Source organism: Vibrio sp. D173a, from assembly GCF_030248475.1.
The window spans coordinates 18,112-39,522 of record NZ_JAHGAH010000007.1 but is presented as its reverse complement, the minus strand read 5'-3'; the positions used below and the strand labels follow the sequence as shown (position 1 = coordinate 39,522).

Here is a 21,411-nt window from a genome sequence, read left to right as displayed (position 1 = left end):
TGAATAACGATGGCTAGGGGAATAAGTCATAGCTTGCCCTCTAAGTAACATAGGTAAAGAGGTTCACAGCGATGACATATATTTGAAGTACAAGATTGGATGATAGCTAGGAGGGAGGGGGCGCGATGAGTGAATAAGTGCTTTATCGTGTGTTTATTGATAAGTTTAGAGTGAATAGCCATCATTAAATACTTTTGCTATGTGCTAGCTGCGCGAGAGTTTACAAACGAATATTAGAGTATGACTTTAATTTCGTCATAGCTCCCCTCTCGGACATGCCTAATAAAGCTTTTCTCCCATATTCGATATAAGTCCTCCACTTTGGATGATTGGATACGCTGCCAACCAGCTTCAATAGTGAAATAGAGTTGGTGACTAAAGTCGAAATCAATATGACGTTTTATCTCTGGATACAGATTTCCTACATAAGCGAAATCAGTGATGTAAATGATCGTTACATTTACCTTATTGGTTATGTTTAGACCAACTTCAACTGGATGGGAACCGCCGTTTTCTACGCTATAGCTTTTATCACGAAAGCTGAGAGTCAAGCGCTTGCTGGTGGCTTCCCAACTATCTGAAGCAAGTAACGTTTGACAGTGTTCGCTTAATAGTTGTTGAAACTGCTTGGATACTGGTAATGAAACGGAAGTGAAGTTTAGTGTTGTCATGTGAGCTTCCTAAGAAAGAAATTCATCGTCAAAGTTATTGAAGGAGGGGATATTCTGTTTTGGATTGGTAACATCGGGAGTTAACAGGCGAGGAATTAGAATGTTTACGTTGGAGAGTGTCTTGTGCATAAAAACTCCTAAAAATTAATTGGTTAAGGTATGCACGAAGGTAATATATATCTAAGTTTATTTTGTTTAGATGGGCTAGTCATAAGCGTTGTTTGTGCTAGAGGTTGGTGAAGCTACAAGTGTAGCTTTCTTATTGAGAAACTTTGGGAATCACTAAATTCATTGATGATCAAATAAACGATAGAAAAGGAAGAGCAGAGTGTGGCGTGCTTTACGGATTTTACGGTTAGTTTGTTCGTTAACCAGAGAGTGCTATTAGTCATTCCATTCGATTCATAGTTCGATGTGGTTAGGGTACAATGCCCATCAGTCGAGACCAGTCATTATGACGTATTTATTCATTTACGTATTTGGTAGCAAAAAATGATAACGAAAGAAGCTCAAATTGAACAAGCGCTCATAGATAAGTTGGGCGATCTAAAGTATTCGTACCGGAAAGATATCCGAACAGAGCGAGCTCTCAAGCAGAATTTTCGTGAAAAGTTTGAGACGTTAAACTTTGTCAGCTTAACTGATAATGAATTTGAGCGCTTGTACCAAGACATTATTACGGCTGATGTCTTTGAAGCTGCTCAAACGCTGCGTGAACGTGGCTACTTTCAGCGTGAAGATGGCACGCCACTACATTACACCTTAGTGAACATTAAAGATTGGTGTAAAAATGAGTTTGAAGTCATTAACCAATTGCGCATGAACACGGATGAAAGCAATCACCGTTACGATGTGATTTTATTGATTAATGGCGTTCCTACGGTTCAGATTGAGCTTAAGGCTTACGACATTGTGACGCGTCGAGCTATGGAACAAATTGTTGATTACAAAAGCGATATTGGTAATGGCTACACCAATACGCTGATGTGCTTCATTCAAATGTTTATTGTCAGTAATGAGCACCATACTTATTACTTTGCTAACAACCGTAATGAGCATTTTAGCTTCAATGCTGATGAGCGTTTTTTACCTGTTTATCAACTAGCTAATGAAAATAACCGTAAAATTTCGCACTTACATGACTTTGCCGATGCCTTCTTAGCGAAGTGTACTCTCGGCCAAATGATTAGCCGTTATATGGTACTAGTTCAATCGGAACAAAAGCTTCTGGTTATGCGTCCGTATCAAATTTATGCGGTGGAAGCTATTGTTGACTGTATCCATGAAAGGCGAGGAAATGGCTATATTTGGCATACAACAGGATCAGGCAAGACTCTAACGTCTTTTAAAGCATCAACGCTGCTTAAAGATAATCCTGACATTGAAAAATGCTTGTTCGTCGTAGATAGAAAAGACTTGGATCGCCAAACCCGAGAAGAATTTAATAAGTTTCAAGACGGCTGTGTGGAAGAGAACACCAATACAGAAACGTTAGTTCGTCGTATGTTGTCAGAAGACTATGCTGATAAAGTCATCGTTACAACGATCCAGAAACTCGGCTTAGCGTTAGATGAAAACAGCAATCGCAACCAGAGTAAATTGAAAGAGGGTAAGAAAACTTTCAAAGAGCGATTAGAACCATTACGAGATAAGCGTATTGTTTTTATCTTTGATGAATGTCACCGCTCTCAGTTTGGTGAAAACCATAAAGCGATTAAAGAGTTTTTCCCTGAAGCACAATTGTTTGGCTTTACGGGTACTCCTATATTCGAGAAAAACTCAACGTATATTCAAATTGATGGCAATGTAGGTTCGTTTAAAACCACAGAGAGTATCTTTGAGCAAGAACTACACCACTATACGATTACTCATGCAATTGAAGACAAGAACGTTCTAAGCTTCCATATTGACTTTTTTGGCAAACATTCTGCGAGCGAACAACCAGACGACAATACTAACAGTGATGAAGCTGAAGTAACTGCAACAAGAGCAACACCCCCACCACGAGCTGTTGTTCAAGAGATATTAAAGAAACATGATGCAGTGACGAATCACCGTCGATTCAATGCTATTCTCGCCACCGCTTCTATCAACCATGCGATTGAATACTTCGAAGAGTTTAAGAGTCAGCAAGCACTTAAAACGTTAGAATCTGAAGACTACATTCCGTTAAATATCGCTTGTGTCTTTTCACCTCCAGCACAGCTTAGTGATAAAGACAAAGAAGACTCGGATTCAAATGCACTTGCCCGAAATGTGAAAGACATCCAGCAGTTACAGGAAGATCTACCACAAGAAAAAGCCGATAACGAAGTTGAACCTGAGCGTAAGAAGCAAGCATTAATCGATATTATTAATGGTTATAATCAACAATATTCGACTAATCATACTATTAACGAGTTTGATCTTTATTACCAAGACGTGCAGCAGCGGATTAAAGATCAGCAATACGACAATGCCGATTACCCTCATAAAAACAAGATCGATATAATCATAGTCGTTGATATGCTGTTGACAGGGTTTGATTCCAAGTATCTGAATACTTTGTATGTGGATAAGAACTTAAAGCATCATGGATTGATTCAAGCATTTTCACGTACTAATCGTGTATTGAATGATAGTAAGCCTTGGGGGAATATTTTAGATTTCCGAGGTCAAGAAAAAGAAGTTAATGAAGCGATTAAACTTTTCTCTGGTGAAAAGGAAGAAGGCGCTGAGCAGGTTTGGTTGGTAGATCCTGCGCCTGTTGTCGTTGAAAAATACAAACAAGCAGTTGATAAGCTAGAAGCCTTTATGCAAAAGCAAGGCTTAGCATGTGAACCTTCAGAAGTGACCAATCTTCAAGGTGACGCGCAAAGGGCTTCTTTTATCAATCACTTTAAAGAAGTACAAAAATTTAAGAACCAACTAGAACAGTACACAGAACTAGATGACGAACAGAAAGCTCAGGTTTCAGCGACATTACCAATTGATACCTTACGTGGTTTTAAAGGAGCGTATTTAGAAACAGCCAAAGACCTGAAACGCAAGCTAGATACGAACGAAGGGAAAGGAGACTTACCTGAAGAAGTCGAACAGCTAGAGTTTGAGTTTGTGTTGTTTGCATCCGCTTTAATAGATTACGACTACATCATGGGATTAATTGCTAAGTCGACTCAGGGAGAAAGTAAGCAAAGCATGACTCGTCAACAGCTCATCGATTTAATTTGCTCGCAAGCGAATTTGATGTCTGAGCGTGATGAGCTGATTGCTTATATACATAGTTTACCTTCTGGTGAAGCATTAGATGTGTCACAAATCCACGCTGGTTATCAAGCATTCAAAATGAAAAAGGCGACTAGTGAACTCAATGATATGGCTATAAAGCACGGTTTAACTACAGAGAGTTTGCAGGCGTTTGTTGATGGGGTTATGGGGCGAATGATTTTTGATGGTGAGAAGTTAGGGGATCTGTTGGAACCACTAGATCTTAGCTGGAAAGAACGTACGAAGAAAGAGTTAGCATTAATGGAAGATTTGGTTCCTTATCTACATAAACTTGCCCAAGGGCGTGAGATTTCGGGGTTAGCAGCATATGAGTAAGATCACATATCCCATGTTAGTACCTGAATTGAGATTCCCTGAATTCACAGGGAAGTGGAATAAAAAAGAGTTAGGGCAATTGTCCAAGATTCTTCGAGGGGGCTCTCCGAGACCTATAGATGATTTTTTAACCAAAGATAAAAATGCTTTAAATTGGCTAAAAATAGGTGATGTAGATAAAGATGCCAAATATATATCAATGACTCAAGAAAGAGTTAAAGTTGAAGCTTTGAGTAAGACAAGAGTTGTCAATTCTGGCGACTTGATTATGTCAAATTCTATGAGTTTTGGCAGGCCTTACATTATGAAAATACAGAGTTGTATTCATGATGGATGGATTGCTGTAACAGATGTTAGTCAAAGTATAGATGTTAACTATTTATACTATTTCATTCTTTCAGATGCATCTCAGGGTTATTTCGTAAATTCTGCTGCCGGAGGTGGAATTAAAAACTTGAATGCTGATATTGTCAAAAAAACACCTATTTCTTACGCTGAAGACACCAAAGAGCAAAAAAAAATAGCTGATTGCCTTTCTTCGATGGATGACTTGATTACAAAAAATACTAAAAAATTAGATTCGCTAAAATTACATAAAAAAGGATTGATGCAAAAACTCTTCCCAGAAGAGGGGAAAAGTGTGCCTGAATTGAGGTTTAGTGGTTTTAATGAAGGATGGAAAGAAACAAAAGTGGAAAATGTCTGTTATCTTCAGGCTGGGAAATTTGTTAAAGCTGCGAATATTAAAAGTAAAGAAAGTGATAGGCTTTATCCTTGCTATGGTGGCAATGGACTGCGTGGCTTCACGGAATCTTTTACCCATGATGGGGCTTACTCCCTTATAGGTCGCCAAGGAGCTCTGTGTGGAAATGTTAATTTTGTCACTGGAAGATTCCATGCGACTGAACATGCTGTAGTAGTTGAACCGAAAGAAAACGTAGATAACTCATGGCTCTATTACGAGCTATGTCGTTTAAATTTAAATCGCTTTGCGACAGGACAAGCACAACCAGGTTTATCTGTTGAAAACTTGAACCGAGTCGATACATTTGTTCCGAAACTTAAAAAAGAACAACAAAAAATTTCGGAGTGCTTGTTTACTATCGATGACTTAATTAAGAATCAGTCTAAGAAGGTCGAAGTTCTAAAAGAGCATAAAAAAGGTCTTATGCAGCGTTTGTTTCCATCTAATGAAGGAGCAATCGTATGAGTCTAATTGATGTGGCAAATCAATTAAATGAAATAGATAACCCAATAGTGCTTGTTTATGCTTTTAATGGGACAGGTAAAACTCAGTTATCAGTGGCTTATAAAAATGTAACCAAAGAAAAAAATGAGGGTCAACACGCTGGAGTTTATTATAATGCCTATAGTGAAGATTTATTTCACTGGGATAATGATGAAGATAATGATGGGCTTAATGTTAAACTCTCATTATTACCAAGCAAACTCAATCAGTTTCATAGTTTTCTTTCTGATGACCCTCAAGTTATTGAGAGTAAGTTGGCGTTATATAATGCTCGATTTAAGTTTGAATTTAATTTGTTCGAAGACATTGAAAAAGGCATTGAGTCTATAAGTTTCTATACTTTAGATGATGAAGATAAGAATAACCCTATAAAAATTTCTAGAGGAGAAGAAAGTATTTTTATATGGTGTTTTTATCTGGCGTTACTTGATGTTGATGGCTGGGCTGATGAACAGGATGCTCATCTTTTTATTGATGATCCTGTATCTAGTTTAGATGAGCATAACATATTTATTACGGCAGATACTATTTTTGACCAAATAGAATCTCACTATGAAAAGAAAAAAATAATAATAACCACTCACCATATAGGCTTGTTTTCTATTTTAGCTAATCGTTTGTTTAATGGTGAAAAGAGTGGGCGTTACAAAAACTTGACGACATGTCGAGTATTAAAGCGTTCAGGTGGTGATATAGTGTTGGAGGAAACAAAAAGAAATGTTTTTCTTTATCATTTACACTTACTCCAAGTTCTTAGTGAAGCTATAAATGAGCAACTTTATACCTATCATTTTGCGTTACTTAGGCAGCTTTTGGAGAATATTTCGTCATTTCAGGGAAGTGGTAGTTCGGGGCGAGTTCTCGGAAAGTTAGGATTTGAAGGTGTTGACTCATTAATGGAACTTGTTAATACACACTCACACAAAACACCATATTATTATCAGACTGAAATGATGAATGAGACTGAACAGTCTGATTTTAAAATGATATTCAATAAGTTGATTGAAATGTATCATTTCAAGTTTTAAGCGGGAAAGTTATGACTCAAGAACAATTAAACAAGCTAGGTAAAACTCTGTGGGATATCGCGAACACTTTGCGTGGTGCAATGAATGCTGATGATTTCCGTGACTACATGCTTTCTTTTCTGTTTTTACGTTACTTATCTGATAATTTTGAAGCCGCGGCTAAGAAAGAGTTAGGAAAAGACTACCTTGATTTACCTAAAGATGTTCTCAGGGATTTAAAAATGTCTAACCCACTGGAAGTGTGGTACGACGAAAACCCAGACGACATCTCGTTTTTTGAAACGCAAATGCGCCGTAAATTGCATTACATCATTAAGCCTGAGCATTTATGGTCAAGTATCGCTGAAATGGCGAGGGTTCAAGATGATGAGTTGCTCAAAACGTTAGAAGAAGGATTCAAGTACATTGAAAATGAAAGCTTCAATAGTAGCTTTCAAGGCTTGTTCTCTGAGATCAACTTAAACTCAGAAAAATTAGGTAAAAAACCATCAGACCGTAATGCAAAGCTATGTACTATTATCCAAAAGGTTTCTGAAGGTATTGCTCAGTTCTCGACTGATACTGATATTTTAGGTGATGCTTACGAATACCTAATTGGTGAATTTGCTGCCAACGGTGGTAAGAAAGCAGGGGAGTTTTACACACCGCAACCAATATCAACCATTCTTTCGGAAATTGTCACATTAGACAGCCAAGAACCCAAGATGGGTAAAAAGAAGAATTTGAACCGAGTTTTGGACTTTACTTGTGGTTCTGGTTCTTTGCTATTGAATGTGCGTAAACATATCACTTCTGCTGGTGGTAGCATTGGTAAGATTTACGGACAAGAAAAAAATATTACCACTTATAACTTAGCTCGTATGAACATGTTACTCCATGGAGTAAAAGATACAGAATTTGATATTTTCCATGGGGATACACTGCTAAATGATTGGGAGCTGCTTAATGAAAAGAACCCAGCTAAAAAGCTTAAGTTCGATGCTGTTGTTGCTAACCCACCATTTAGTTATCGATGGGAGTCTGATAGAGCTGAATTTAAAGAAGATTTTCGTTTCAAGAATCACGGTATAGCTCCTAAATCTGCGGCTGATTTTGCTTTTCTATTGCATGGTTTCCACTTTTTAAGTGATGAAGGCACGATGGCTATTATTTTACCTCATGGTGTCTTGTTTAGGGGTGGGGCGGAGCAACGTATACGCAGTAAGCTATTAAAAGATGGACACATTGATACTGTCATCGGTTTGCCTTCTAATCTGTTTTTTTCAACAGGTATCCCTGTTTGTATTCTCGTACTAAAAAAATGTAAGAAGTACGATGATGTTTTGTTTATCAACGCTAGTGACGAAGAGAACTTCGAAAAGGGTAAACGCCAGAATAAGCTTCGTCTAGAAGATATTCAGAAGATAGTTGATACTTATAGGTTTAGAGATCAAAAGGAACGCTATTCTCGCCGGGTATCGATGGAAGAGATCGAGAAGAATGATTTCAATTTAAATATCTCGCGATACGTAAGTACGGCTAAAGCTGAACCTAAAGTGGATTTAGAAGCGGAGTACCAGAAGTTAGTGAACATTGAGAAAGACATCAATGAGGCTTTAGACAAACATAACAGTTTCCTCAAAGAACTAGGTTTGCCTCCATTGCCTAGATAGCAATAATTTTCAATCTATTACGGGCTGTATACACAATAAAGTGATGCAGCCTTTGTTTTTTCTGTCGTTAGTTAAATTTAAACAATCTTCAATTGCTTCATACCAGTTACTGAGAGACTGCCTTTGGCAGCCTCTCCTATATGCCCGCTCCACCAGCACATCATTGGTTTTCTGCGTTCTAGGTAGTCTGTACGATTGTATGCACAGAAGTGGACCCCAGTGGTTGGACACTTCTCACTGCGGACTTGATCGATTGGCAATTTAGGATTCTTTAATATCGATACTTACTAACAGCCATTTCCTCACGAATCTCTAGGACTTTTGGTTAACCTGAGTGCTTTTGCCAGATTTCGGAATCGCCGATAATCCCGAGAAAAAGCAAGTGTAGCTAAAAGTGTAGTTTGTGATTTATTTGAGTTTTAATTATATGATTTGACAGGTTTTACACGCTAATGCATCAGGAGTGTGTTTTTGTTCAGCTTTCACAGGTAAGTACTTTTGTTTATTTCCGTAGCGGCTTAGGATACGTGAATCCCTATTAAGTAAAAAGAGACAAAGGGCATTTTTGGCTATGGAAAGAGCAACAAAATTGAGTGCCGATTTAGGCGCATTATTGGCTAAGCACGGACATGTTTTAACCACGGCAGAATCATGTACAGGCGGTGGTGTTGCAACCGTCATTACTGACATTGCTGGTAGTTCAGCGTGGCTTGATCGCGCGTTCGTCACTTATAGTAACGAGGCTAAAATGGAGATGCTTGGCGTACAGGCTTCAACATTAGATGCGCATGGTGCAGTGAGTGAGCCAGTTGTGATTGAAATGGTGCAGGGCGCAATTAGAAACTCAAATGCCACCATCGGCGTGTCCATCAGCGGTATTGCTGGCCCGGGAGGAGGCAGTGAGGAGAAACCTGTCGGTACAGTCTGTTTTGCTTTTGCTGATAACCAAAGTTGGCAGCAAGTAGAAACCATGCATTTCACTGGTGACCGTGCACAAGTTCGCAAAAAAGCGGTCGAGCATGCACTGACTCAATTGCATCAACATCTGCTCTAGAATTTCTTAAATTGTTTTAGCCCAGCGTTGATAAGGGCTAGAGCAAATCATGGCTATAGGTCAGCCAAATTTTTTTCATACAGGTATGGACACTGTATGAATCAACAGTATAATAACTTTCATTGCTGAGCAGTTCTTCTGCTTAAGAAAAATGAATTACTATTCGTCGCCCAAAGAAGATGAATAAATCGGAGAAAGTAATGGACGAGAACAAACAGAAAGCGCTCGCCGCTGCGCTAGGTCAAATTGAAAAGCAATTCGGTAAAGGCTCTATCATGCGCCTTGGTGATAACCGCGCAATGGACGTAGAAACCATCTCAACGGGTTCTCTTTCTCTTGATATCGCTTTGGGTGCTGGTGGTCTACCAATGGGTCGTATCGTAGAAATCTACGGTCCAGAATCTTCAGGTAAAACAACGCTAACTCTTGAGCTTATTGCTGCTGCACAACGTGAAGGCAAAACTTGTGCGTTTATCGACGCAGAGCATGCTCTAGATCCTGTATACGCGAAGAAACTTGGCGTTGATATCGATGCACTATTGGTTTCTCAGCCAGACACTGGTGAGCAAGCGCTAGAGATCTGTGACGCACTTGCACGTTCTGGTGCTATCGACGTTATGGTTGTCGACTCAGTTGCAGCACTAACACCAAAAGCAGAAATCGAAGGCGAAATGGGCGATAGCCACATGGGTCTTCAAGCACGTATGCTTTCTCAAGCGATGCGTAAGCTAACGGGTAACCTAAAGCAATCTAACTGTATGTGTATTTTCATCAACCAAATTCGTATGAAGATTGGTGTGATGTTCGGTAACCCAGAAACAACGACTGGTGGTAACGCACTTAAGTTCTACGCTTCTGTTCGTCTAGATATCCGTCGTACTGGCGCAATCAAAGAAGGTGACGAAGTAGTAGGTAACGAAACACGCATCAAAGTTGTTAAGAACAAGATTGCTGCACCGTTTAAAGAAGCGAACACGCAAATCATGTACGGCCAAGGTTTCAACCGCGAAGGCGAACTGATTGACCTAGGCGTGAAGCACAAGCTAGTTGAAAAAGCGGGTGCATGGTACAGCTACCAAGGCGACAAGATTGGCCAAGGTAAAGCAAACGCTTGTAACTACCTACGCGAAAACCCAGAAATTGGTAAGACTATCGATACTAAACTGCGTGAAATGCTACTTTCACCAGCACTACCTGAAGCTCCAGAATCAGGTGAAAAATCAGAGCAAGAAGAAGAGTTTTAATCTTCTGATTGAATCATATTGAACAAAGCCCTGCTATGCGGGGCTTTGTTGTATCTGCTGAAATCAAAATCGAAAAAACAAAGGGCAGATTAATATCAGTTAGAGTAGGTAAGCGATCAGAACTAGCGCGTTAGTAAGCTAGAGTGAGCGGTTTTTTACTACGATTGTTATAGAGACTGTACAGCAAAAACAGTTTTAGGATCACCATGTACCAAAAGCGTCAAGCGCCGACCTTATCCAGCAAAGAAGCGGCTATCCAATTATTAAGCCGTCGAGATCATGGGCAATACGAGTTATACCAAAAGTTAGCTCTAAAAGGTTATGAAGAAGCAGACATCGAGGCGGCCATTAATTTTTGTCTCGACCATAATTATTTGGATGATCTGCGTTATGCAAAAAGCCAAGTGCGCCAGCATGTTTACAAAGGTCACGGTGAGCGCCGCATTCGTCAAGAATTGAACCAAAAGCGTGTCGCAGAATCCATCATTGATATGGCGATGGCAGAAGAGCCACAAGACTGGTTTGAACTGGCAAGAATGGCTGCAGAGAAGAAATTCAAAGGAATAAAAGCCAAAGACCAGAAAGAGTACGCTAAACAGGTGCGATTTCTGCAATATCGTGGCTACAGTTTTGACCAAATCAGCTATGCGCTGAGCTTTGAGGACGAAGATTAGCGGTGAATGGTTCACGCTGATTTTTGTTTTGCTTCAAATTTTTTCTTCTACCCCCTCTTTTCCGTAAGAAAACTAGTCGTAGCTGATTGCATGATCTACAATACGGCAAAATTCTAACTCGACTATTTTCAGGAAGAGCTGCATGTACATGAGCACTGATGAGGTTCGTAACGCGTTCCTCAAGTTCTTTGAGAGCAAAGGACACCAAATCGTAGAAAGTTCATCGTTAGTTCCACATAACGACCCAACCCTGCTGTTCACAAACGCGGGTATGAACCAATTTAAAGATTGTTTCTTAGGCTTAGAAAAACGAGCCTACACTCGAGCGACTACGGCTCAACGTTGTGTACGTGCTGGTGGTAAACACAACGACCTGGAAAACGTTGGCTTCACTGCTCGTCACCACACATTCTTTGAAATGCTAGGTAACTTCAGCTTTGGCGATTACTTCAAAGAAGACGCGATTGCTTTCGCTTGGGAATTCCTAACAGTAACCCTTAAGCTGCCAGCAGACCGTCTACTTGTAACCGTTTACGAGACAGACGACGAAGCATTCGATATTTGGAACCAAAAAGTAGGTGTTCCAGCAGACCGCATTATTCGCATCGGCGACAAGAAAGGTGGTAAACCATACGAGTCAGATAACTTCTGGCAAATGGGTGACACAGGTCCTTGTGGTCCATGTACTGAAATCTTCTACGATCACGGTGAGCACATCTGGGGTGGCCGTCCTGGCACACCTGAAGAAGATGGTGACCGTTTCATCGAGATCTGGAACAACGTATTCATGCAGTTCAACCGTCAAGCAGACGGCACTATGGAACCGCTACCAAAACCATCGGTAGATACTGGTATGGGTATCGAGCGTATCTCTGCAATCATGCAGGGCGTTCACTCAAACTACGAAATCGATGTATTCCAAGCTCTTATCAAAGCTGCTGCTGAAGTGATCGGTTACGAAGACCTATCAAACCAATCGCTACGCGTTATTGCTGACCACATCCGTTCATGTTCATTCCTGATCGTTGATGGCGTGATGCCTTCAAACGAAGGTCGTGGTTACGTTCTACGTCGCATCATCCGTCGTGCAGTTCGTCACGGTAACAAGCTGGGCGCACAAGGTGCATTCTTCCACAAACTGGTTGGTGTACTAGCGGAAATCATGGGTACGGCTGGTGAAGAGCTGAAGCGTCAACAAGCTGTGGTTGAAAAAGTACTGCGTATCGAAGAAGAAAACTTCGGTCGTACACTTGAGCGCGGTATGGCGATTCTAAACGAAGCGCTAGATAACCTAGACTGTAAAGTTCTAGACGGCGAAACCGTATTTAAACTTTACGATACCTACGGCTTCCCTGCGGACTTAACTAACGACGTTGCACGTGAGCGTGAGTTCGCAATCGACGAAGAAGGTTTTGAGAAAGCGATGGAAGAGCAGCGTCAACGTGCGCGTGAAGCTGGTAACTTCGGTACTGATTACAACGCAGCAATCAAAGTTGATACGCAAACAGAATTCTGTGGTTATACAGGTACTAAAGGCTCTAGCTCTGTAGCAGCGATGTTCGTTGAAGGTAACGAAGTTGAATCACTATCTGCAGGCGATAAAGCAATCATCGTACTTGGTGAAACTCCATTCTACGCTGAGTCAGGCGGTCAATGTGGTGACGCTGGTGAAATCCGCACTGAGTCTGGTGTATTCCGTGTTGAAGACACTCAGAAGCTAGGCAACGCAATCGCGCACCACGGTGTGATGGCTGAAGGTGTGCTAGCGAAAGGTGACGAAGTAGCAACTATCGTTGACGCCGAGCGTCGCGCAGCTATCTCTCTAAACCACTCAGCAACGCACTTGCTACACGCAGCGCTACGCCAATTGCTTGGTGAGCATGTTACTCAGAAAGGCTCACTAGTGAAGGCTGATGGTCTACGTTTCGACTTCTCACACCTAGAAGCCGTAACTGCAGCTGAATTAAAAGAAGTTGAGCGTCTAGTCAACGCGCAAATTCGTCGTAACCACGTGATTGAAACCAACGTGATGGACATTGAGTCTGCGAAGAAGAAAGGCGCAATGGCACTATTCGGTGAGAAGTACGACGACGAAGTACGCGTGCTGTCTATGGGTGATTTCTCGACCGAACTTTGTGGTGGTATCCACGCTTCAAGCACTGGTGACATCGGTCTATTCAAGATCACATCTGAAGGTGGTATCGCAGCAGGTATCCGCCGTATCGAAGCGGTAACGGGTGAAGGTGCGCTAGACGCAATCGAAGCTCAAGCGGCTAAGTACGAAGAGAAACTGGCTGAATCAGCACAGAAAGCGAAATCTCTAGAGAAAGAAATCCAAAAACTGAAAGACAAGATGGCAGCAGCAGAAAGCGCGAACATCATGGGTAAAGTTCAGGATATCAACGGTACTAAAGTACTGATTGCAGCTCTAGAAGGCGCAGATAACAAGAACCTACGTACTATGGTTGATGACATCAAAAACCAAGTAGGTAGCGGCGTTATCCTTCTTGCAAACGTGAACGATGACAAGATCGGTCTAATTGCAGGTGTAACCAAAGACCTTATCGACAAAGTGAAAGCAGGCGACTTAGTTAAGATGGTTGCTGAGCAAGTTGGCGGTAAAGGTGGTGGTCGTCCAGATATGGCTCAAGCAGGTGGTACCGATGTTGCGGCGCTACCTGCGGCGATTCATACTGTACAGCCTTGGCTAGAAGAACGCCTATAATTATTTAAAACACATCTTACGCTCAATCAATGTTCTTTGATTGGGCGTAATTTTTTTATGATAACCAAGTGGTTTAATTGACCGTATTTTAACCAGGTCATTTACGCTGCTTGGTTTTTGTTGTAACTACCGCTTATATAATTTCAACTAGTGGAATATGAGTGGTCCTAATGAGACTTTGGTCTTGGGAAGGTGAAGACTGGTGAAAAAGCCCCTTATCGTGCAAAAGTTTGGCGGAACCTCGGTGGGTTCAATTGAGAGAATCCACCAGGTAGCTGAACACATCATTAAGGCGAAAAATGATGGTAATCAAGTTGTCGTAGTTGTGTCTGCAATGTCAGGCGAAACAAACCGATTAATGGACCTAGCCAAACAAGTAGATAGCGTTCCTACGGCTCGAGAACTTGATGTTTTGCTCTCTGCTGGTGAGCAAGTGTCGATGGCACTGCTTGCAATGACTCTGAATAAATTGGGTTATGCTGCACGCTCACTTACCGGAGCACAGGCGAACATTGTGACGGACAATCAACACAATGACGCGACGATTAAACACATTGATACTTCTACGGTTATGGATTTGCTTGAGCAAGACCAAATCGTCATCGTAGCAGGTTTCCAAGGTGTGAATGAAAATGGGGATATCACCACATTAGGTCGAGGTGGCTCAGATACGAGCGCAGTGACACTGGCTGGTGCGTTAAGCGCTGATGAGTGTCAAATCTTTACCGACGTTGATGGTATTTATACTTGTGATCCACGTGTAGTAAAAAACGCTCAAAAGATGGCGGTGATTGATTTCCCTTCGATGGAAGCAATGGCCAGTCGTGGAGCGAAAGTGTTGCATCTCCCTTCTGTGCAGTTTGCATGGAAGAATAATGTACCGCTGCGCGTGCTTTCTACATTCGATGTGAATGAAGGCAGTTTGGTAAAAGGAGAAGCAGGCTTAAAAGCCGTCTCTGGTATAGCCATTCAACGTGACCTTGCCATGATTGAAGTCGACAACGAACATTTGTCTAGCATTACAAAGCAATGTCAGATGTTGGGTATCGACATTTGGAATGTGATCGAGGAAACAGATCGAACAGGTATCATGATAAAACAAGATGCATGTGCCAAGTTGGATCTGGTGTTCAGCGATAAAATCCGTAATAGTGAGGCTGTAAGCCTGTTGACCGCTGTGGGGCTTGAAGCCAATGGAATGGTTGACCACGCCTGCGAATTGTTGGCACAGCAAGATATTGCGATCAATTTCTGCTCAACGAATGCACTCACTATGATGCTGGTCTTACCACCTGAGTGTGTGGATGCAGCAGCAAACATTCTTCATGATGCTTACGTCACATCTAGCGAAGCAGTAAACATTCAGCAAAAACATGCCTTTTTGGGCTAATTTTCGGTCACAAGGTAGTTTACGAAAATATAACTTTTGTTGGATAATAGCTTTGTAGCAAGAATATTTAGAGATTACTCAAGGAGCAAAGAATGCTAATTTTGACTCGCCGCGTAGGCGAAACACTGATGATTGGTGATGAAGTGACTGTAACTGTACTAGGTGTTAAAGGTAACCAAGTACGTATCGGCGTTAACGCTCCGAAAGAGGTTTCGGTTCACCGTGAAGAAATCTACATGCGCATTCAAGCTGAAAAGGGCAATGGTAACGTTGCTTCTGGTAACTACTAAGCCGCTCCTGTTTACAGAGCTTAGTTTGAATGAAAAAGGCTAGCCGATGGGCTAGCCTTTTTAGTTTCTAATTAATGTCATTTTTTAAGAGAAGACTCTCTTTTTTTCATCATAATAGGGTGGTAAAGTTTGTTTAATAGTCACTTTGATTAAATCCGCATCGGTTAAGCGATTTTTGCGTTTTTTTTCAAAGAAAGTGTTTGACATATTTTCGGTAAAACGTAATATGTGCCTCCGCAAGACGGTGAGGTGGCCGAGAGGCTGAAGGCGCTCCCCTGCTAAGGGAGTATACGGTTTATCCCGTATCGAGGGTTCGAATCCCTCCTTCACCGCCATTCTTGCAACGTTGATTTATCAACAAAAAGTGCGTCCTTAGCTCAGCTGGATAGAGTACCTGGCTACGAACCAGGCGGTCGGAGGTTCGAATCCTCCAGGACGCGCCATATCTCTTCTGAGATATAACAATGAAAACGGTGAGGTGGCCGAGAGGCTGAAGGCGCTCCCCTGCTAAGGGAGTATACGGTTTATCCCGTATCGAGGGTTCGAATCCCTCCTTCACCGCCATTCATTGACTGGCCCGACGGCCTTTTTTTTGTTTCGTAAGAAATGAATGTGACTTACTTCACAACTTCCTAGCAAGAAGATCTGCGCGTCCTTAGCTCAGCTGGATAGAGTACCTGGCTACGAACCAGGCGGTCGGAGGTTCGAATCCTCCAGGACGCGCCACTATTTAATAATTCGTTTGATAAACGGGTTATACAAAGTAAAATAAGATTATTGCGCGTCCTTAGCTCAGCTGGATAGAGTACCTGGCTACGAACCAGGCGGTCGGAGGTTCGAATCCTCCAGGACGCGCCACTCTTTAGGGTTTCCTTGTGAACTCCTGATATTGGGAATGCCGATATCGAAACTTGCGCGTCCTTAGCTCAGCTGGATAGAGTACCTGGCTACGAACCAGGCGGTCGGAGGTTCGAATCCTCCAGGACGCGCCACTCTTTAGGGCTTCCTCGTGAACTCCTGATATTGGGAATACCGATATCGAAAACTGCGCGTCCTTAGCTCAGCTGGATAGAGTACCTGGCTACGAACCAGGCGGTCGGAGGTTCGAATCCTCCAGGACGCGCCACTCTTTAGGGTTTCCTTGTGAACTCCTGATATTGGGAATACCGATATCGAAACTTGCGCGTCCTTAGCTCAGCTGGATAGAGTACCTGGCTACGAACCAGGCGGTCGGAGGTTCGAATCCTCCAGGACGCGCCACTCTTTAGGGTTTCCTCGTGAACTCCTGATATTGGGAATACCGATATCGAAAACTGCGCGTCCTTAGCTCAGCTGGATAGAGTACCTGGCTACGAACCAGGCGGTCGGAGGTTCGAATCCTCCAGGACGCGCCACTCTTTAGAAAAGCCTCGCTTATGCGAGGCTTTTTTGTATCTGAGAACTGAGAGCTTGCCCCTTTCTTATCGATACTGTCCTCAGCCATTCCAGCGTTTCTGTTTTAAGATTGTGCGACTTCTTGCCATCAACTCATTGCTAAACCTTCAGATCTAACCTAATCGTTTATAACCGCCACAAGAAAGGATTACTCGATGTTAGGGAAGACTCTGATTGGCTGCACTCTTGGGTTGGTATGTGTAGCTCAAACCGCAAATAGCTCGGAAGGCGATGATACTCCTCAACGGGCTCAGACCGTCAGTGATGTTATAGACCGCCCAGGAGTGCTCACGCCGCGAGGACAGTGGTCATTCGACACATCACTTAGCTACACGCAAAACTCTTCAAATAAAGTCTCTGTGGTTGGTTATACCGTGTTACCAACATTGATCGTGGGACGAATTGAGGTCAGTGATGCTGATAGAACTACAGTTACGGTTGGCTTAACCGCTCGCTATGGTTTGACCAACGCTACGGAATTGGAGGTTCGGTTGCCCTACGTTTATCGAAACGACCAGATTGCAACGCGCCCTATTCAGGACGGTTCGAATGCTGGCGTGGTCAATACAACAATCGATGGTGGCGGGATGGGAGATGTTGAGCTTGCGATCCGCCACCAGTTTAATTTTGATAGTGCACCTTATTGGGTCGGTGGTTTAAGAGTCAAATCCGATACTGGGCGTTCGCCTTACGATGTTTCTATAGACGAAGGCAGTAATTCCTTTAGTGATGTGCCGACGGGATCTGGTTTTTGGAGTTTTGAACCCAACATTTCAATGATCTACCCAACAGACCCAGCGGTGCTGTATGCAAGCCTGAGCTACATCTATAACTTGGAAGAGAATGTTACTGTTGGAGATACCAAAGCAGACGTTGATCTTGGTGATACCATTGCGTTAGCGGGAGGGATGGGCTTTGCCGTCAATCCAGACTTGTCTTTTTCGTTAGGGGTAAGCCACAAAACGATTTTGAAAAGTAAAGTGAACGGCAGCTCGGCTGATGACGCGAAGTTACTTCAATTGGATGCACTGACGTTTGGTGTTAATTATGCCTTTAGCCCTAGAGCATCGCTCAACGTAAGTGCGCAAGCTGGATTAACCGAAGATACCCCAGATTTTCAATTAACGATTCGTGTGCCATTTAATCTGTAGTAGATGAATACAGAGGAATTTAAGGGTTGTTGTGATGACAGCCCCTTTTTGTACAAGCGCTTCTTGTGGGCAATTATTGGAGGTGATTCAACAGTGCGTCTTCTAGTTGCTGGTTTGCACGAATTTGTTGCATTACGCCACTCACTTGCGCATCGATGTCGACCAGTGTACTTAAACCAATCACACTGTTATCTGTGGTGTTTTGAATGATATTGATGATGCTAGAATTGATGAATTCTGAGCTAATGATATTTGGTTGATTCGGGTTCGCCACATCTGGTGAGTTTGCGCGGTTATCACTTATAAAGTTGCCTTCGCCAAATTGAATGATGTTGACGATGCCTTGATCGAGGGGGTTACCTAGACCATCTGAGCTATTGCTGCCGCTAATATTGGTAAGGTGGCCATTCTCAATAACTAAATTGGCAATGGTGGTATTTAGGATATCTTGTCCATTGATTGTGGTGGTAATACTTAATCCGATGTTGATGATGTAATCGTCAGTGACTTGAAAGCCACCACGAAGTTCGGACAACGAATTCTGCGGAAGTGGGGTTAACCCCGTTAGATCCACTTCATTCGCTAGAGAAAGTGTCGAAGTCAAAACACCGCATGTCAGAATCCACTTAGATAGCCTCATAACCACACCTCATCTAGTTCTCTCCAGCGACGGGGAGCGTAATGCTAAACACACCGAGAGAATCTCTTTGCACACCGCTTTCTAGGGGAGAGGAATGATAAATAGCAAACTTATCGTCAGTAATAAAACCAGATCGACCAACTTCAGCTTCGTTACGGATTAGAAGCACAATCCCTTGATAGTATTTCTGGAACTCTTCGTATTTCATGATCATGGTGCCCCGAGATGGATCGCCTAAGATTACGGAGTCTGCGTTCATTCCTCTGATCACCACGAAGTGCATGTAACCATCAAAATTGACGAGTGTGATCCCTGGGACCCCTACATTGCGAATCTTTTCTAATCCTACTTGAAAGCCGTCTGAGTTAAGTCCAATGGAATCGAGGTAAACTTTCATGTCTAGTAGTGAAAAGCCTTTCTCTTTGATCTTCTTTTTATCTCCCTTGTCGTACATGCTTTTAAAAATATCTTGTTCTGAAGAAGGGGTTTGATAGTGATAGGTCAATAGAGAGGCCAGTGCTGCTGAACCGCAACTGAAATCATACTGTTGACGAAATACATCACCAAATACGATTTCTTTGTAGCTTTTAACAGGCACAGAAAAATGTCCCCGATGAGGGAGAAACTCCAATGAATTGGCTGAAGCTGACAGAGCCAGCAACAGCCAAGGTAAGTTTTGCCAAACTTTCATATCAATATTTACTTGAGTGTCAGGTTAACGACGGTTGAGTTCTGGATTAGAACGTTGTTACCAGTATTCTGAATCACGCTCGATATCCCTGAACTGTCTGCGAACGCTCCTGGTGAGAGTATGTTGTTTCCGCTCACGGTATTGGTCGCTACGTTATCTGAAGAAATGCCATCTACATCTGATTCTGCATAAACAAGGTCTAGCTCAACATTCTGGCCACCTCGTGCTTCATTCATTGTTTCTAGACTGACACTTTCATCAGATAACGTTATGTTTTCCGCGTGTGCGGAAAAAGCAACTATCATACCCAAGGTACACAGTGCCAAACGCATCGCTTTCTCCTAGCTTCCTTTACTCACCACCAGTAAACACACTGGCATTGGTAGCAACAGACTGTTGAATCAGTGAGTTCGCTCCGGCATTTTGTGCCACAGTTGTAATACCCGCAGCACTATCTAAACCGCCAAGGTTATTCACGTTTTCAACTTTCACTTTTGCGTCTTTCTCTCCTGCATCGTAAGTGACCGATGCTGAGTGAACCTGCCCCATCACTTCCGAGTTTGCTACGACCATATCTGTATCCATGTTGATTTGGTTGAAGCTGTCCGTGTTAGTTGTGCTTGAGTCACTGTTGTCGTTGTAGCTATCGTTTGTGCTGCTATCGCTGTTGTCGTTCGCGTAGCTTCGGTTATCGCTTTGATCACGATTATCACTTTGATCACGATTGTCCGAGTTATTGTCAGCGTAACTACGGTTGTCACTATTGTCGTTGTTGCTGTCATTAACGCTTGAATCACTGTTATCGTTGTTACTACGACGAGTGGTTGTGCTTGAATCACTATTGTCGTTATTACTACGTGTAGTGTTCATGCTGGAATCAGAGTTGTCGTTTGCGTAACTACTGCTGTTGTCGCTGCTATCGCTTTGGTCACGGTTATCTGATTGATCTCGGTAGTCTGCTTGGTCACGGTTATCGCTGTTGTCGTTGTAACTGCCATTCGTACTTGAGTTGGAGTTATCGTTCGCATAGCTACTGCTGTTGTCATTATTGCTTTGGTTGGTGCTCGCGTTGTGGTCACTGTTGTCGTTGTTACTACGCGTGGTGTTCATGCTTGAATCTGAATTGTCATTCGCATTATTGGTACTACTGTTATTGTAGCTACCGTTAGTACTTGCATTGCTACTGTCGCTGTTATCACTGTTGTCGTTGTTACTCCGAGTCGTGTTCATGCTTGAATCAGAACTGTCGTTCGCATTATTCGTACTGTTGTTGTTGTAACTACGATTTGTATTTGCATCAGCACTGCTGGCGTCATTTGTGCTGCTGTTCGTTTGTGTAGTGGTTTGTGTTGCCGTGTTTGCGCTGTTCGTCCATTGCTTATTGTCATCGCCATCATCAATACCGTTAGCAGCGAATACTGAACCACTAAAAAGAATCGCTGACATTGCGATAGCAAGCCCTGTTTTGTTAAGAGTCATGTTGATTACTCCATTTCCTGATATTTCCTAATTAAAAATGACTGCACGTAAACTTCTTGCTGCCTCCTTAACTGCGGAAGCGATAGAATTATATGTAAGGTTTTTTGGGGGCGTTTCTTATGAATGAGAAAACTATCAGTAGCGAGTTAAATGAAGAATAGAAGCTAGTTGGCTTACTGATAAAAGCTAATTTTTATCATCAACTTAGTGAGAATAACTCTCATTATGGTGCTTCAAGTATGAAAATATCTGACTAATAAGGCTGAAAAAGTAGGTTTTTGCTCATCAGATGACTCAGCCTAAAATCTCAGCGGTTAAGTCGATGTTTAGACCCCTGAATTGAAGGTGTCAGTAAGAACAAGCAGTTAAATTAGGTTGGGTGGAAAGGTGTCGACTCTAAATTTAAAAATGCTCAATCCTTTTGGTTATTTTACGTCGTAGGTGTGCCCGTAAAATC

The 21,411-nt window shown here is 42.3% G+C and carries 16 protein-coding genes, 9 tRNA genes and 1 pseudogene; 20 read left to right on the top strand and 6 right to left on the bottom strand.

Annotated features, from left to right (window positions below):
• Nucleotides 1-233 precede the first annotated feature (233 nt).
• The gene (locus KIV40_RS01210) at nucleotides 234-671 is read right to left on the bottom strand and encodes a DUF2787 family protein (protein WP_285347746.1); all 438 of its coding nucleotides are present in this window, start codon (nucleotides 669-671) and stop codon (nucleotides 234-236) included.
• A gap of 492 nt (nucleotides 672-1,163) precedes the next feature.
• Here KIV40_RS01210 and KIV40_RS01205 point away from each other — a divergent pair, with 492 nt between their 5' ends.
• The 4 genes from KIV40_RS01205 to KIV40_RS01190 are packed head-to-tail and all read left to right on the top strand — an operon-like array spanning nucleotide 1,164 to nucleotide 8,182.
• Nucleotides 1,164-4,253, top strand: a complete 3,090-nt coding sequence (locus tag KIV40_RS01205; RefSeq protein ID WP_285347745.1) for a type I restriction endonuclease subunit R — start codon at nucleotides 1,164-1,166, stop codon at nucleotides 4,251-4,253.
• A gap of 13 nt (nucleotides 4,254-4,266) precedes the next feature.
• A complete protein-coding gene (locus tag KIV40_RS01200) occupies nucleotides 4,267-5,463 on the top strand; it encodes a restriction endonuclease subunit S (protein ID WP_285347744.1) in 1,197 nt (398 codons plus the stop codon).
• Entirely contained in the window at nucleotides 5,460-6,530 is a 1,071-nt protein-coding gene (locus tag KIV40_RS01195) for an AAA family ATPase (protein ID WP_285347742.1), read from the top strand. The genes KIV40_RS01200 and KIV40_RS01195 overlap by 4 nt, the downstream gene beginning before the upstream one ends.
• Nucleotides 6,531-6,541: 11 nt before the next feature.
• Nucleotides 6,542-8,182 (top strand): type I restriction-modification system subunit M, encoded by a 1,641-nt coding sequence (locus tag KIV40_RS01190; RefSeq protein WP_285347740.1) that lies wholly within the window; start codon nucleotides 6,542-6,544, stop codon nucleotides 8,180-8,182.
• 77 nt (nucleotides 8,183-8,259) lie between these two features.
• Here the strand turns inward: KIV40_RS01190 and KIV40_RS01185 are convergent.
• Nucleotides 8,260-8,385: pseudogene (locus KIV40_RS01185) on the bottom strand (integrase); the annotation flags it as partial.
• Nucleotides 8,386-8,753: 368 nt separating this feature from the next.
• Between KIV40_RS01185 and pncC the strand changes: the two are divergent.
• From pncC to KIV40_RS01105, 16 genes are all read left to right on the top strand, one after another.
• Nucleotides 8,754-9,236, top strand: coding sequence for a nicotinamide-nucleotide amidase (gene pncC / locus KIV40_RS01180; RefSeq protein ID WP_045395379.1), 483 nt, complete (start codon nucleotides 8,754-8,756; stop codon nucleotides 9,234-9,236).
• A gap of 200 nt (nucleotides 9,237-9,436) precedes the next feature.
• Nucleotides 9,437-10,480, top strand: coding sequence for a recombinase RecA (recA, locus tag KIV40_RS01175; protein WP_005436413.1), 1,044 nt, complete (start codon nucleotides 9,437-9,439; stop codon nucleotides 10,478-10,480).
• 206 nt (nucleotides 10,481-10,686) lie between these two features.
• Nucleotides 10,687-11,154 carry a recombination regulator RecX gene (gene recX / locus KIV40_RS01170; RefSeq protein ID WP_005425358.1) on the top strand — a complete coding sequence of 156 codons (468 nt, stop codon included), beginning with the start codon at nucleotides 10,687-10,689 and terminating at the stop codon, nucleotides 11,152-11,154.
• A 142-nt stretch (nucleotides 11,155-11,296) separates the two neighbouring features.
• Nucleotides 11,297-13,879 carry an alanine--tRNA ligase gene (alaS, locus tag KIV40_RS01165; protein ID WP_285347738.1) on the top strand — a complete coding sequence of 861 codons (2,583 nt, stop codon included), beginning with the start codon at nucleotides 11,297-11,299 and terminating at the stop codon, nucleotides 13,877-13,879.
• Nucleotides 13,880-14,081: 202 nt separating this feature from the next.
• Complete coding sequence (locus tag KIV40_RS01160) at nucleotides 14,082-15,269, top strand: aspartate kinase (protein ID WP_005425356.1); 1,188 nt, start codon at nucleotides 14,082-14,084, stop codon at nucleotides 15,267-15,269.
• 92 nt (nucleotides 15,270-15,361) lie between these two features.
• Complete coding sequence (gene csrA, locus KIV40_RS01155; protein WP_004415691.1) at nucleotides 15,362-15,559, top strand: carbon storage regulator CsrA; 198 nt, start codon at nucleotides 15,362-15,364, stop codon at nucleotides 15,557-15,559.
• Nucleotides 15,560-15,802: 243 nt separating this feature from the next.
• Nucleotides 15,803-15,894 (top strand) — tRNA-Ser (locus KIV40_RS01150).
• A gap of 31 nt (nucleotides 15,895-15,925) precedes the next feature.
• A tRNA-Arg gene (locus KIV40_RS01145) sits at nucleotides 15,926-16,002 on the top strand.
• Nucleotides 16,003-16,031: 29 nt separating this feature from the next.
• Nucleotides 16,032-16,123: transfer RNA gene (locus KIV40_RS01140), tRNA-Ser, on the top strand.
• An 85-nt stretch (nucleotides 16,124-16,208) separates the two neighbouring features.
• Nucleotides 16,209-16,285: transfer RNA gene (locus KIV40_RS01135), tRNA-Arg, on the top strand.
• A 55-nt stretch (nucleotides 16,286-16,340) separates the two neighbouring features.
• A tRNA-Arg gene (locus KIV40_RS01130) sits at nucleotides 16,341-16,417 on the top strand.
• A gap of 57 nt (nucleotides 16,418-16,474) precedes the next feature.
• Nucleotides 16,475-16,551, top strand: a tRNA-Arg gene (locus KIV40_RS01125).
• A 57-nt stretch (nucleotides 16,552-16,608) separates the two neighbouring features.
• Nucleotides 16,609-16,685: transfer RNA gene (locus KIV40_RS01120), tRNA-Arg, on the top strand.
• Between the two features lie 57 nt (nucleotides 16,686-16,742).
• Nucleotides 16,743-16,819: transfer RNA gene (locus tag KIV40_RS01115), tRNA-Arg, on the top strand.
• 57 nt (nucleotides 16,820-16,876) lie between these two features.
• A tRNA-Arg gene (locus KIV40_RS01110) sits at nucleotides 16,877-16,953 on the top strand.
• A 195-nt stretch (nucleotides 16,954-17,148) separates the two neighbouring features.
• Entirely contained in the window at nucleotides 17,149-18,144 is a 996-nt protein-coding gene (locus KIV40_RS01105; protein ID WP_285347737.1) for a transporter, read from the top strand.
• Nucleotides 18,145-18,217: 73 nt separating this feature from the next.
• Here the strand turns inward: KIV40_RS01105 and KIV40_RS01100 are convergent, their stop codons facing one another.
• Genes KIV40_RS01100 through KIV40_RS01085 form a run of 4 tightly spaced genes read right to left on the bottom strand, consistent with a single transcriptional unit; the run spans nucleotide 18,218 to nucleotide 20,954 of the window.
• Nucleotides 18,218-18,784 carry a hypothetical protein gene (locus tag KIV40_RS01100; RefSeq protein WP_103412696.1) on the bottom strand — a complete coding sequence of 189 codons (567 nt, stop codon included), beginning with the start codon at nucleotides 18,782-18,784 and terminating at the stop codon, nucleotides 18,218-18,220.
• A gap of 13 nt (nucleotides 18,785-18,797) precedes the next feature.
• Nucleotides 18,798-19,475, bottom strand: a complete 678-nt coding sequence (locus tag KIV40_RS01095; RefSeq protein WP_005534088.1) for a C39 family peptidase — start codon at nucleotides 19,473-19,475, stop codon at nucleotides 18,798-18,800.
• A gap of 8 nt (nucleotides 19,476-19,483) precedes the next feature.
• Nucleotides 19,484-19,807, bottom strand: coding sequence for a hypothetical protein (locus tag KIV40_RS01090; RefSeq protein WP_010643227.1), 324 nt, complete (start codon nucleotides 19,805-19,807; stop codon nucleotides 19,484-19,486).
• Nucleotides 19,808-19,826: 19 nt separating this feature from the next.
• Complete coding sequence (locus tag KIV40_RS01085) at nucleotides 19,827-20,954, bottom strand: dentin sialophosphoprotein (protein ID WP_285347736.1); 1,128 nt, start codon at nucleotides 20,952-20,954, stop codon at nucleotides 19,827-19,829.
• Between the last annotated feature and the right edge of the window lie 457 nt (nucleotides 20,955-21,411).

What these genes read in the sequence shown, in the direction of transcription:
- KIV40_RS01085 (WP_285347736.1), bottom strand. Translation starts at nt 20,954, where the DNA reads ATGACTCTTAACAAAACAGGGCTTGCTATCGCAATGTCAGCGATTCTT.
- recA (WP_005436413.1), top strand. Translation starts at nt 9,437, where the DNA reads ATGGACGAGAACAAACAGAAAGCGCTCGCCGCTGCGCTAGGTCAAATT.
- KIV40_RS01190 (WP_285347740.1), top strand. Translation starts at nt 6,542, where the DNA reads ATGACTCAAGAACAATTAAACAAGCTAGGTAAAACTCTGTGGGATATC.
- KIV40_RS01100 (WP_103412696.1), bottom strand. Translation starts at nt 18,784, where the DNA reads ATGAGGCTATCTAAGTGGATTCTGACATGCGGTGTTTTGACTTCGACA.
- KIV40_RS01095 (WP_005534088.1), bottom strand. Translation starts at nt 19,475, where the DNA reads ATGAAAGTTTGGCAAAACTTACCTTGGCTGTTGCTGGCTCTGTCAGCT.
- KIV40_RS01205 (WP_285347745.1), top strand. Translation starts at nt 1,164, where the DNA reads ATGATAACGAAAGAAGCTCAAATTGAACAAGCGCTCATAGATAAGTTG.
- KIV40_RS01090 (WP_010643227.1), bottom strand. Translation starts at nt 19,807, where the DNA reads ATGCGTTTGGCACTGTGTACCTTGGGTATGATAGTTGCTTTTTCCGCA.
- KIV40_RS01105 (WP_285347737.1), top strand. Translation starts at nt 17,149, where the DNA reads ATGTTAGGGAAGACTCTGATTGGCTGCACTCTTGGGTTGGTATGTGTA.
- alaS (WP_285347738.1), top strand. Translation starts at nt 11,297, where the DNA reads ATGTACATGAGCACTGATGAGGTTCGTAACGCGTTCCTCAAGTTCTTT.
- recX (WP_005425358.1), top strand. Translation starts at nt 10,687, where the DNA reads ATGTACCAAAAGCGTCAAGCGCCGACCTTATCCAGCAAAGAAGCGGCT.
- KIV40_RS01200 (WP_285347744.1), top strand. Translation starts at nt 4,267, where the DNA reads ATGTTAGTACCTGAATTGAGATTCCCTGAATTCACAGGGAAGTGGAAT.
- KIV40_RS01210 (WP_285347746.1), bottom strand. Translation starts at nt 671, where the DNA reads ATGACAACACTAAACTTCACTTCCGTTTCATTACCAGTATCCAAGCAG.
- csrA (WP_004415691.1), top strand. Translation starts at nt 15,362, where the DNA reads ATGCTAATTTTGACTCGCCGCGTAGGCGAAACACTGATGATTGGTGAT.
- KIV40_RS01195 (WP_285347742.1), top strand. Translation starts at nt 5,460, where the DNA reads ATGAGTCTAATTGATGTGGCAAATCAATTAAATGAAATAGATAACCCA.
- pncC (WP_045395379.1), top strand. Translation starts at nt 8,754, where the DNA reads ATGGAAAGAGCAACAAAATTGAGTGCCGATTTAGGCGCATTATTGGCT.